Origin of the sequence: Thermogemmatispora sp. (assembly GCF_019683755.1) — a bacterium.
In the GTDB taxonomy this organism is placed as follows: domain Bacteria; phylum Chloroflexota; class Ktedonobacteria; order Ktedonobacterales; family Ktedonobacteraceae; genus Thermogemmatispora.
Map to the genome: position 1 here is coordinate 1 of NZ_JADGHT010000136.1, position 11,553 is coordinate 11,553.

The following is an 11,553-nucleotide window of genomic DNA, read 5'->3' on the forward strand; positions in this document are numbered from 1 at the left end:
CGCGACGCCGACCTGGCTATTATCGAAGGCATGATGGGCCTCTACGACGGACGCGAAGCTCAAAGCGACGCCGGCAGCGCAGCCGAGATCGCTCAACTGCTGCAGACCCCGGTGATTCTGGTGCTGGATGCCTGGGCTCAGGCTCGCAGTGCAGCCGCGGTCGTCCTTGGTTTTCAGCGCTTCGCTCCCCAGCTCCCCCTTGTGGGTGTCATGGCCAACCGTGTGGCAGGCGCTGGCCATGCCCGTCTGCTGAGCGAGGCTCTGGCCTCGACCTGCGGCCTCCCCCTCCTGGCGGCCTTTCCTGCGCTGACCGAGGCTCCCTGGCCTGAACGCCACCTGGGGCTGTTGCCCGCCACAGAGCAGACGCTCAGCTCCACACGTCTCGACAGTCTGCTGACGCTCTTCCGCCAATCCTGTGCCCTCGACCAGATACTGACGCTGGCACGGCAAGCCCCTCCACTAGTGGCATGTGCAAGCCGAGCTGAGTCGCCCGCCCCGGCAAGCGATGAAAGGGTCCGCTTGGCGCTGGCCTACGATGAGGCCTTCAGCTTCTATTATCCCGATACCCTTGATCTGCTGCGTCAGGCAGGGGCCGAGCTGGTTCCTTTCAGTCCTCTGCACGATCGCCAACTGCCTGCAGATTGCGCTGGCCTCTACCTTGGTGGCGGCTTTCCCGAGGAATACGCTGCCCAACTGGCGGCCAATGAGGAGCTGCGCCGCGCGCTGGCTGAGCTTGTGGCGGGAGGGCTGCCCTGCTACGCCGAATGTGGCGGCCTGATGTACCTCTGCCGCCATCTGTATACGGCCAGCGGGAAGACCTACCCCATGCTCGGGCTGATCAAGCGTGATTGCATCATGGAGAGCGCCAGCGCCGCTTTACAGATCGGCTATCGTCTGGCTCAGGCTCAGCGCGAAAGCTTGCTCCTGCCGCACGGGGCCCAGGTGCGCGGCCATGAGTTTCACTATTCCAGGCTGGATATGGGACCAGCGCCAGCAGAGGCCGCCTATCTGCTTAGCTCGCCCGATGGTCAATATCAACAGCTTGAAGGCTTCGCCCGCGGCAATCTGCTGGCCAGTTACCTTCATCTCTCCTTCAGCGGCTTCCCCGAGGCCGCCTGGCGCTTCGTGGCGGCTGCCCGCCGCTGGCGCCAGAGCCGGCTTTGAGGCGAGGGCCGCCATCGACAGAAGGGCTGGCAGGCCGCTGTGACCACCGTGTGATCATAGAGCGACTGCCAGCCCCAACTCCATCTAGGCGCTTAACTCGCTCACTTTGGCCCGAAGACCCCAAATTGATCGGCGTTCTGCGCCGTCACCAGAATGCAATCGATCGACTGCTTCTCCGGTTGTCCTGTAGAACCGGTCTTGATGTACTTGTCGGCCTCATCAACGGCAAGTTGGGCAATGCGCACTGCAGGCTGCAGGACTGTGGCTTTGATGCCCCCCTGCTTAATCGAGGCAATGACGTCGGGACTACCATCAAAGCCCACCACGATCACATTGGTCTTGTGGGCCGCTTGCAGCGCCGCCCAGGCGCCTAGCGCCATCGTATCATTGCCCGCGATCACCCCCTTGATGTCGGGATGGGCCTGTAGGATAGTTTGCATCTTCTGGAAGGCCTCGGTCTGATCCCAGTTGGCGCTTTGTTGGGCTACCATCTTCATACGCGGGTATTGATCAATCACGTCGTGATAGCCCCGCGAGCGGATGGCCGCATTCGTATCAGACTGCTTACCGAGCAACTCGACATAGTTGCCCTCTTCCCCCATCAGCTTGACGAACTCCTGGGCCCCCAGGGTCGCCCCCTGATAGTTGTTCGAGACGATCTGCGCCACCGCCACGCCCGTGGCGTTGATCTCGCGATCGATCAGGAAGACCGGTACACCCGCATTCTTGGCCTTGCGCACTGCTGCCACTGTGGCATCCGCGCCGGCATTGTCGAGAATGATAGCTGCCGCGTGGCGCGCGATGGCTGTGTCAATCAGCTGATTCTGCTTGTTGACATCATCGTCGTGCGTCACCGCTACTGTCTCGTAGCCCAGAGCCTGGGCCCGGGCCTTGGCGGCGTCCGCCTCCGCCTTGAAGAAAATATTGTCGTAGGCCGGGGTGATAATGAAGATCAGCTTCTTGCCCCCCGAGCTGCTGGATGAAGTCGACGATGACTGGCCTGAGCTGCCACAAGCAGCCAGACTCAGGCTGACCAGCATCAGCACGGTCAGCAGGTACAGCATCCGTCGAAGCATAGCTGTTTCCCTTCCTTTCAACACTCTTCTTTGAGAAAGAGCGAGCGATTCTGATCACTGGGCGGGCACTCCTCATTACCTGATGAGCGAGCACCCTGCTCGTCATGTTGTGCTACTCAGCGGCTCGCCCCAGAGCGACTTTCTCGCGCCCAGTGCGAGCGCCTGGCTGCTGCGATCGCGGGAGCCTTTCCGGCTCCGTGGGCTACTGGGGTCCCATTCCCTGGCCCATCTCACTAGTGTCCGCTGCTGCGATCAGCGCACGGCTGCCTATGCGTTCCCTCCTCCTTTCTTGTTCGCCACAGCGGCGCTCCTGCCCGCACTGCACTGTGCGGACTCAGGCCGCGATGGCGCGCTTCTGCCATCGCTGCTGTAGCTGGTCAATGACGACCGCCAGCACAATCACGGCGCCCTTGATGACCATCTGCCAGAACTCGGAGACGCCGATGAGCACTAGCCCATCGCTGAGGACGCCTATCACAAACGCGCCGATGATGCTTCCCAGAATGGTTCCCCGTCCCCCAAAGAGCGAGGTGCCTCCCAGCACCACCGCCGCGATGGCATTCAATTCATAGCTCTCGCCCGTTGCTGGTTGAGCGGCCTGTAGCTGTGAGGCAATCACCAGTCCTGTCATAGCCGCACAGAAACCGGAGATCACATAGACCAGCAGCTTGACGCGGTTGACGCGAATGCCCGAGAGCTGCGCCGCTCGCTCGTTGCCTCCAATGGCATAGACCTGGCGCCCGAAGGGCGTGCGGCTCGCCACAAAGGAGGCCACGGCGCCAAAGAGCACCATTAGCCAGATCGGCATCGGTACCCCCAGCAGGCTGCCCGTTCCCAGGAAGGGGAAGCCCGTATTGCCCAGGGAGGGATCGCCCCCCAGGTCGGGAAAGGTCGCCCCGTTGGAGGTCAAGAGCGCCAGCCCGCGGGCTGCATAGAGCATGCCCAGCGTGGCAATGAAGGGGGCCACACTGAGCCGCGTGATCACCAGCCCATTGACGAGGCCAAGCACGATGCCGACCAGCAAGCCCACCAGGATCACGATCCAGACGTTGAAGTAGACCACGACCCCAAACATGGGCAGCGGCAAGCCCTGGCTGATCAAATAGCCGGCCACCATTGCGGTCAGGCCAACAATCGAGCCGACTGAGAGGTCAATCCCTGCCGTCAGGATGACAAAGGATTGGCCGATGGCCAGCAAGGCATTGATCGAGACATGCTCGGCCACGATGGTCAAGTCGTTGAGTGTCAGAAAGTCGGGCGAGAGGACTGAGAAAATGATCACCAGGATAATGAGCGCCACAAAGGCACGCAACTGGAACAAGATGGTCTGGATCTGCCGGCGTTGCAGCGCGAAGCTGCGGCGGGCCGCCGGTTCGCGGCTGGCTACAGATGACGGATTGCGCATGCTCCTCCCTCTTCCTAGACTCGTGGGCGCGGCTGATCGCGCCGTTCTTCCGTTTGTGGAACGCTGGGGATGGCGGCCCACACCGCGCGCGCTTCCTCCTCGGAGGCCGGCCCTGGTCCCTGTCCTACCGAGGCCGCTGCCACCAGGGCCTCTTCACTGGCCTGCTCACGGCGAAACTCTCCGGTCAGTCGCCCGCGGGCCAGCACCAGGATGCGATCGGCCACGCTCATGACCTCGCGCAGCTCTGAGGAGACGAAGAGGATGCCAAGCCCCTCGCGAGCCAGCCGATTCATGAGGCGGAAGAGATCCGCCTTGGCGCCGATGTCGATGCCGCGGGTCGGCTCGTCCAGGAGCAGGACGCGCGGCTCCGTGAGCAGCCCTCGAGCCACCACCACTTTCTGCTGATTGCCGCCACTGAGGGCCTCGATGAGCGTCTGTGGCGAGGGGGCTTTGATTCCCAGTTCTCCCATCAGGCGACGTACCGCCGCCAGTTCTTTCTTGCGCGAGAGGGCAGGACCCTGCAGGTAGCGGCGCAGGCTGGCCAAGACCATGTTCTGAGCTACCGAGAGCGTGGGGACCAGTCCTTCCCGTTGGCGATCCTCGGGCACGAGGACCAACCCCTCAGCGATGCGCTCGCCGACCGTGCGTCCGCGGACCGGCCGCCCAGCGATCCACAACGAGCCGGTGGCCTCCGGGTGCAGGCCCATCAGACACTCTAGTAGCTCGCTGCGACCCGCGCCGAGCAGTCCGTAGAGGGCCACAATTTCGCCCGCTCGCACCTGGAACGAGACGTCGTCCAGTACCAGCCCTCCGCCAGCGCGCGGCAAGCTTAGATGCTCAACACGCAGCAGCTCCGGGCCTAGCTGGTGCTCTTGATGAATATAGGTCTCCCCCACACTGCGCCCAATCATCTGCTCGACGATCCAGTTGACGTCGATCGCACTCACGGGCGCCTCAGCAATGCGATGGCTGTCTCGCAGCACCGTTACATAGTCGCCAATGCGCAGTAGCTCCTCCAGCTTGTGTGAGATGTAGATGATCGAGACCCCCTGCGCCTTTAGCTCGCGGATGACGCGGAAGAGTACCTCGACTTCGGCGGTCGTGAGGGCCGAGGTAGGCTCATCCATGATCAGAATGCGCACGTCGCGCGCCAGCGCCTTGGCAATCTCGACAATCTGTTGCTGGCCAAGACGTAGCGTTCCAACTAGCGCTTGGGGATCAATGGGCTGCTCCAGCCGTTCGAGCAAGCGCCGGGCCAGCTCCTGCTGCCGACGGCGGTCGACGATGAGACCGTTCCACGAGGTGGCCTCGTGGTCGAGCAGGATATTTTCGGCCACGCTCAGATTCGGAAAGAGGTTCAGCTCCTGATAGATGATGCCAATGCCGGCCCGCGCTGCCTCGCGCGGCGACTTGAAATGCACCGGCTGCCCCTCTAAGAGCAGACGGCCACGCGTGGCGGTCTCCGCCCCTGCGATAATTTTCATGAGGGTGGATTTGCCCGCCCCGTTCTCGCCGATCAGCACGTTGACTTTGCCGCGATAGACGTTGAAGTCCACGTTGTCCAGGGCAACGGTGCCGCCGTAGATCTTGGTAATCCCCTCGGCCCGCAGCACAATATCAGGAGCGTGCTCCTGGTCAGATCCCTTCATGAGCCGGAACCCTCCACCTGGAGTTTGACCGGTGCCACCAGAATGGCCTGCGGATCGGTCAGAGCGAAGACGCCGTAGAACTGAATGAGCTTCCCTTTAAGCTGAGTGGGATGGACGCGCTGGGCCACCTGGACCGCGCGCGCGTTGAGGGCGTCGGCCACCTGGGCATACTGGATCTGGTTGACGAACTGGCTGAAGTGGATGAAGCCGACGCCGTCGCGGATGGCTGTCCCCAGAATGACCGGTCCGATCTGTAGCGAGAGGTCAGCCTTGCCATCATAGGGCGGCAGATCCAACCCCAGGGTACCATTGCGTGAGGTGGTATTGATGCTGACAACGCGCCCCAGGCCTTTGACCATGAAGGTATAGGGACCATCCCCCTCCTGATGGCCATAGCGTTGCTGAGCCGCCTGCTGATTGGCCTTGAGGGCGGCCAGCACTTCGCCGGCATCATGGGCGTGCTCGACAACGGTCGGGACGACCCGGCTGTCCCAGATCTGGTTGACGTAGGCCTCGGGGTCAAAGGTCTGCGAGCCACCGCCTCCTCCCCCTGGAGTGGTGGCGGAGGCATTGAGTGGGCGCACCGTGTACAGGCTGCAGGCCGAGAGGAGCAGACAGATCAGTAAGGCCAATCCGCTCCCCAGCAACAGCAGCCGGCCACGGCTGCACCGCCTGGAGGCCATCCGTGGCCGGTCATGCTGCTTCGTGCGGCTCATCCTCTGAGCATGGTCGTACATAGAGTCCTCCCAACCGGGCAATGGTCGGTCGTTGTTGACTTGACTCGCCTGCGCGCGTGGCAGGTTGTTGGTGACCTTTCTCGCTTAGCGCTAGCGCGCGGCGGGGGCGCTTTCGCCGCCCTCCCGGGCAGCCGTTTGAGCTTGTTTCTGCTCCACCAGCCAGCGCGCTGTAAAGTGATCAGTGATCAGAACATTGATCCAGTGCCCTTCTAAGGCTCCCCGAATGGCCGCATGCTTGCGCTCGCCACCAGCCACGCCAACCGCATATTTGACGCGCTGCAACTGCTCCAGGCGCATGCCTATGACGCGCTCATCCAGGGGCGTCACAACCGGGCGCCCCTGGGCATCGAAGAAGCGTAGCACGATGTCGCCGACGGCTCCGTGCTCACGCAGCATGTGCAGCTCTTCGAGCGAGAAGATGTTCCCGCTGCTGGCTAGCAAGGCCGAGGGTTCGACCGCACCGATGCCAACCAGCGCCACGGTCACGCTGTCGAAGAGCTGGTACGCCTCACGCACAAACGGATCTTCAAAGAAGATCTGGCGGGCCTCCGGTGAGCTGACAACGCCCGGCGCCGGTAAAAAGACCGCTTCGCCATGCAACAATTCGGCTAGACGACGCGTGAGCTGAGTCGCGTGAACTTCCGCCGCCGGGTTGCCTATCCCCCCCAGGATCTGGACGACTTTGGCCCGCGAGGGCTGCGCCAGTGGATGCATGGCGTCGACCATCGCCAGTAGCGAGGCACTCCAGGAGGAGATGCCGACGATCTCCCCCGGCGTGACCTTGGACTCTAGCCAAAAGGCCGCCGCTCCCCCGATGGCTTGTAAGATCTGTTCGTTATTGGCATCCTCCGGGCAATCTGCGACAATGGCTTCTTTGAGTCCGTAGAGAGCTTCTAGTTGGTTCTCCAGATCGGTATAGACACCACGCGGCATGCTCACGGTAATGCGCACAATCTGCTCTTGTTGGGCTCGCTTGAGCAGGCGCGAGACATTGGACTGCGAGAGCTGTAGCCGCTCGGCAATCTCTACCTGCGAGAGACCACGCTCGTAGTAAAGGCTGGCAACCTTGGCCATCAAGCGCAGATCGTCAATGCGTGCCATATGCGCGTTACTCCTTACGCCGGACCTCAATCCTTTTGCTTACTGCTGCCCTGTGGATCGGTGCAGCCTGGCACGCGCGACCGCCTCCTGCCAGCCGGCATAATGGGCCTCGCGCTCGTCTGCCGGCAAGGCCGGCTCAAAGCGCTGACGGGGGCGCGGCAGGGCAGCGATTTCTTCCTCACTCGTCCAGAGGCCCACCGCCAGACCAGCCAGGTAGGCAGCTCCCAGCGCTGAAACATCCGCCGATTCACAGCGCAGCACCGGTTTGCCAATGATGTCGGCCTGGAATTGCATCAGCATATCGTTGCGCGTGGCACCACCATCGGCTAATAAAACCTGGAGTTCGACGCCCGCTTCCGCTTGCATGGCGTCAAAGACGGCACGCACCTGATAGGCGATGGCCTCAATGGTAGCCCGTGCGAGCTGTGGCAGGGTACTGGCTTGCGTCAGGCCGCAGATGAGACCGCGCGCCTCTTTGTCCCAATAGGGCGCCCCTAACCCGCTAAGGGCAGGTACGAAGTAGAGGCCTCCACTGTCGGGCACACTGGCCGCCAGGCTAGCCAGCCCGGCCACAGGATCATCAAGGCCCAGGAAATGCCCCAACCATTCGACAGCGGCTCCAGTGACGTAGATATTGCCTTCGAGCGCATAGGTGACGCGCTCACCAATAGCCCAGGCGATGGTTGCCGACAATCCGCTCTGCGAGAGGCGCGGCTCCGGCACAGGGGTCATGAGCGATGAGCCGGTGCCGTAGGTGGCTTTGACGGACCCCGGCAGAAAGCCGGCCTGGCCGAAGAGAGCAGCATGGGAGTCCCCGATGAGGGCGGCAATGGGCAGACCCGCCGGCAGTGCACCACAGGCAACAGTGTGTGCGTGAATGGACGCTGAGGGCTGGACCTCCGGCAAGAGCGCTGCCGGCACCCCCAAAAGCTGTAATAATTCGTCGTCCCAGGTGCGCCGCTGCAGGTTGAAGAGCTGCGTGCGGGAGGCATTGGTCATATCACAGATATGGGCCGCCCCACCACTGAGCTGCCAGCAGAGCCAACTGTCAATTGTCCCAGCACACAGCTCGCCGGCTTTAGCCCGCTCCAGCAGATTCTGCTCCTCCAGCAACCAGCGGATTTTCGTTCCCGAGAACATGGGGTCGATGGTCAAGCCACTGCGCTCACGGATCAGCGGCTCGAGACCGCGCTCTTGCAAGGCCTGGCAGAGCTGCCGCGAACGCTGGCATTGCCAGCTCACGCACGGGCCAAGCGGCCTCCCACTGGCGCGCTCCCAGAGCAGAACCGATTCGCGCTGGTTGCTGATAGCGACAGCCACCAGCTCTATGTCGGAGCCACCCCGCTCCAGACAGGCAGCGCTGGCCTCTAGAACGCTCTGCCATAGCTCTAGCGGGTCTTGTTCGACCCAGGCCGGGCGCGGATAGTGGCGCTGCACCGGACGGCTGGCCCGCGCGAGGACCTGCCCCGCGCTGTCGACCAGCAGGGCCTTGGTGTTGGTCGTTCCCTGATCAATGGCCAGGATTGCCGTCTGCTTCATTGCTGTGCTCTCGCCTTGAGAAGCTCTAACGCCGCAGCGCGAATGCCAGCCGGCGTTAGACCGAAATGCTCTAAGAGATACTCGGGCGAGCCGGTGGGCGCGAAGACGCCAGGCACTCCCAGAATGCGCATCGGTACAGGATAGGTGGTCACGACCACCTCGGCGATCGCTCCCCCTAATCCTCCATAGATGGTGTGCTCTTCCACCGTGACAATGGCGCCGGTGCGGCGCGCCACTTCGATCACGGTCTCACGATCAAGCGGACGAATGGTGGCCATGTTGATCACCGTCGCCTCGATGCCGTCGTTCGCCAGCAGCGCCGCGGCCTCCAAGGCTCGGGCAACCATCACGCCAGTGGCAATGAGGGCGACATCGCTCCCTTGACGCAGCCAGCTCGCCTTACCGATGCGAAAGCGATAGTCCGCGGGATGGACTTGCGGCACCGGCATGCGGCTGATGCGTAGGAAGAACGGACCCGACACACGGGCGGCCTCATGGATGGCCTGGGCGGTCTCCAGGGGGTCCGCCGGCACGATCACCGTAAGATTGGCAATGGCACGCGTCCAGGCCAGGTCTTCGATCGAGTGATGGGTTGGCCCCAGCTCGCCGTAGGCCAGCCCGCTGCTCATGCCACACAGCTTCACATTGGCCTGGGAATAGGCTAGGTCCACTTTGATCTGTTCGAGGGCGCGCGCAGTCAGGAAGGGTGAGGCCCCGCTGACAAAGGGGATTTTGCCGCCATTTGCCAGGCCGGCAGCTACTCCGACCATGTTCTGCTCAGCAATGCCGACGTTGACCAGCCGCTGTGGAAAGGCCGTCTTGAAGCCTTTGAGCTTGCTGGAGCCAAGGGAGTCGTTGATGACGACGACGATGCGCGGGTCGTTACGCGCCGCCTCTTCCAGGGCCTGGGCAAAGGCATCGCGACAATCGTAGAGCTGGCTCATCCTCGCACCGCCTCCTGTAGTTCCTGCAAGGCTCGCTCAGCTTCCTCGGGCGTCGGTACTCGATGGTGCCAGTCAACATTGTCGCACATAAAGGAAACCCCTTGACCTTTGTGTGTGTAAGCAATCAGGCAGCGTGGACGCCCAGGCTCCCAATGCTCTCCCTGGAGGGCCTGGAGAAGGGCAGCATAGTCATGCCCATCTACTTCGCGCACCGCCCAGCCAAAGGCGCGCCATTTGTCGGCCAGCGGCTCCAGGCGAATGGTGTCTTCGGTTGGCGCCCCTTGCTGGAGCCGGTTGCGGTCGACGATGACGGTCAGGTTGTCTAGCCCGTAGTGCGCCGCGGCCATAGCCGCCTCCCAGTTGCTGCCTTCCTGCAGCTCGCCGTCGCCCGTGAGCACATAGGTGCGCCAGGAGGCTCCGTCGAGTCTGGCCGCCAGGGCCGCTCCGACGCCGATCGAGAGACCGTGGCCTAGAGGGCCAGTGCTGGCCTCGACCCCCGGCACTTTGGTGCGGTCGGGATGGCCGTTGAGACGCGAGAGCGGCTTCATGAAGGTCTCTAGCTCGCTCGTCGGGAAGAAGCCAGCTTCGGCAATGGTGTTGTAGAGGGCCCCAGCACAATGCCCCTTGCTCAGGATGAAGCGATCACGATCGGGGGCATCGGGATGCTGCGGGTCGACCCGCAGGACCGCAAAGTAGAGGGTGACCAAAATGTCAAGCGCGGAAAAGTCTCCGCCGATGTGTCCCATACCGGCCCGCTGGATCATCACAAGGTCCCGCTGACGCAAGAGATTGGCTTTCTTGCGCAGTGCCGTAAGCTGGTCCTCACGCTCCTGGGTCATGCTTGCTCTTCGCCTCCGTCCAGCCCCACCAGGGCCGCAAAGACAAGTTGCTGCGCCTGCAGGGCATCTTGCCGTTCCTGGGCCTGCTTCAGGGCCTCCAGGTTGAGCCGCCGACGCACACGATCAAGCGCTCGCATGCGCTTGATGCTGACTCGCGCCGCCTCTACAGGGTCTTCGCGGAAGGGGAATTGATCTAGTAGGATAGGTCGCTGCCAGCCAATGCGCTCTACGGCTTGCAAGAATTCCAGGGTCTCGATGACATGAATGGAGGCCACCGCCAGGTCATCGTCCCACTCACGCCAGTTGTCGTTGACTTCTATGCTTGTCAGCTTGCCATGACGTGCGATCAACTGTAGTGCTTCTGCTGGCGTCTCTTTCGCGAAAAGTGAGTGGCCGAGGTCCATGACGATGCCCACGTTGTTCACGCCCATCTCTTGAATGGCGAGCAAAGTGCGCGCCGAGGAGCTGAGTACGAGATGGACGCGCGGCTCTTTGGCCTTGTATTCGATGGCGTATTGCATGTCGGGATTGGCTTCGGCCACCGCGCGGATGCCGTTGACGGTGAAGTCCCAGAGCTGCAGGTGGTCAGCCTGGAAGGGATAGTCGTAGCCGTCCTGCCCGGGCCAGAATTTGACGTAGTCCGCTCCAAGGATGCGGGCGACGTCGCTAGCTCGCTTGCCAAGGTCGATAGCCTGCTGCCGTACCGCCGGATCAGGATGGGTGAAGCTGCCGCGCGCGAAACGCTGGTCGTAGATGACTGGGGTGACGGCAATAGCTCGCAGGCCGTTGCGCTCTAGCGCCTCTTTGACCTGCTCTGGGCTGAGGTCCTCTTCAGGGAAGGGATAGTTGATGTCTAAACCAACTAGCTCGCCAACACGCCCAGCCCTCTCGATGGCCTCTAGCGTGCTGACCGGCGGCCCATAGGCATTGGTGGCGTAGCGGTCGATGAACTGGCCGAATAGCCAGATGCCCGCGCCAAATTGGAGGCCGTTGCTCATGTCCTCTCTCCTCATCTTTGAATAATTATTCAACTCTGAAAAAATATTCATTACAGTGATAAGTGTACCGGGACAGGGCCGCTCTGTCAAGAGGTCAGGGC

At 62.4% G+C, this 11,553-nt stretch carries 10 protein-coding genes; 1 reads left to right on the forward strand and 9 read right to left on the reverse strand.

From position 1 onward, the window contains the following. Nucleotides 1-1,164, forward strand: a 1,164-nt coding sequence (locus tag IRZ24_RS10575) for a cobyrinate a,c-diamide synthase (protein ID WP_297163684.1), incomplete at its 5' end; no start/stop codon positions are given. Nucleotides 1,165-1,265: 101 nt separating this feature from the next. Here the strand turns inward: IRZ24_RS10575 and IRZ24_RS10580 are convergent. The 9 genes from IRZ24_RS10580 to IRZ24_RS10620 form a co-directional block, all read right to left on the reverse strand. Then, nucleotides 1,266-2,240, reverse strand: a complete 975-nt coding sequence (locus IRZ24_RS10580) for a D-ribose ABC transporter substrate-binding protein (protein WP_297163687.1) — start codon at nt 2,238-2,240, stop codon at nt 1,266-1,268. 334 nt (nt 2,241-2,574) lie between these two features. Further along, entirely contained in the window at nt 2,575-3,645 is a 1,071-nt protein-coding gene (locus IRZ24_RS10585; protein WP_297163690.1) for an ABC transporter permease, read from the reverse strand. A gap of 14 nt (nt 3,646-3,659) precedes the next feature. Next, a complete protein-coding gene (locus IRZ24_RS10590) occupies nt 3,660-5,294 on the reverse strand; it encodes a sugar ABC transporter ATP-binding protein (protein ID WP_297163693.1) in 1,635 nt (544 codons plus the stop codon). Further along, nucleotides 5,291-6,031: a DUF2291 family protein gene (locus tag IRZ24_RS10595; protein ID WP_297163696.1), complete on the reverse strand. Its 741-nt coding sequence runs from the start codon at nt 6,029-6,031 to the stop codon at nt 5,291-5,293. Before IRZ24_RS10595 ends, IRZ24_RS10590 begins: the two co-directional genes overlap by 4 nt. Before the next feature lie 90 nt (nt 6,032-6,121). Beyond that, nucleotides 6,122-7,132 carry a sugar-binding transcriptional regulator gene (locus IRZ24_RS10600; protein ID WP_297163699.1) on the reverse strand — a complete coding sequence of 337 codons (1,011 nt, stop codon included), beginning with the start codon at nt 7,130-7,132 and terminating at the stop codon, nt 6,122-6,124. 39 nt (nt 7,133-7,171) lie between these two features. Beyond that, on the reverse strand, nt 7,172-8,671 hold the full coding sequence (gene glpK / locus IRZ24_RS10605) for a glycerol kinase GlpK (protein ID WP_297163702.1): 1,500 nt from the start codon (nt 8,669-8,671) through the stop codon (nt 7,172-7,174). Next, a complete protein-coding gene (locus IRZ24_RS10610; protein ID WP_297163705.1) occupies nt 8,668-9,615 on the reverse strand; it encodes a transketolase family protein in 948 nt (315 codons plus the stop codon). Before IRZ24_RS10610 ends, glpK begins: the two co-directional genes overlap by 4 nt. Then, nucleotides 9,612-10,454, reverse strand: a complete 843-nt coding sequence (locus tag IRZ24_RS10615; protein WP_297163709.1) for a transketolase — start codon at nt 10,452-10,454, stop codon at nt 9,612-9,614. The genes IRZ24_RS10610 and IRZ24_RS10615 overlap by 4 nt, the downstream gene beginning before the upstream one ends. Beyond that, entirely contained in the window at nt 10,451-11,452 is a 1,002-nt protein-coding gene (locus IRZ24_RS10620) for a TIM barrel protein (RefSeq protein ID WP_297163712.1), read from the reverse strand. Before IRZ24_RS10620 ends, IRZ24_RS10615 begins: the two co-directional genes overlap by 4 nt. Nucleotides 11,453-11,553 lie beyond the last annotated feature (101 nt).

Bases quoted from the DNA above. Each gene is read 5' to 3' on its own strand.
- IRZ24_RS10595 (WP_297163696.1), bottom strand. From the start codon at position 6,031: ATGTACGACCATGCTCAGAGGATGAGCCGCACGAAGCAGCATGACCGG.
- glpK (WP_297163702.1), bottom strand. From the start codon at position 8,671: ATGAAGCAGACGGCAATCCTGGCCATTGATCAGGGAACGACCAACACC.
- IRZ24_RS10600 (WP_297163699.1), bottom strand. From the start codon at position 7,132: ATGGCACGCATTGACGATCTGCGCTTGATGGCCAAGGTTGCCAGCCTT.
- IRZ24_RS10610 (WP_297163705.1), bottom strand. From the start codon at position 9,615: ATGAGCCAGCTCTACGATTGTCGCGATGCCTTTGCCCAGGCCCTGGAA.
- IRZ24_RS10585 (WP_297163690.1), bottom strand. From the start codon at position 3,645: ATGCGCAATCCGTCATCTGTAGCCAGCCGCGAACCGGCGGCCCGCCGC.
- IRZ24_RS10620 (WP_297163712.1), bottom strand. From the start codon at position 11,452: ATGAGCAACGGCCTCCAATTTGGCGCGGGCATCTGGCTATTCGGCCAG.
- IRZ24_RS10590 (WP_297163693.1), bottom strand. From the start codon at position 5,294: ATGAAGGGATCTGACCAGGAGCACGCTCCTGATATTGTGCTGCGGGCC.
- IRZ24_RS10615 (WP_297163709.1), bottom strand. From the start codon at position 10,454: ATGACCCAGGAGCGTGAGGACCAGCTTACGGCACTGCGCAAGAAAGCC.
- IRZ24_RS10580 (WP_297163687.1), bottom strand. From the start codon at position 2,240: ATGCTTCGACGGATGCTGTACCTGCTGACCGTGCTGATGCTGGTCAGC.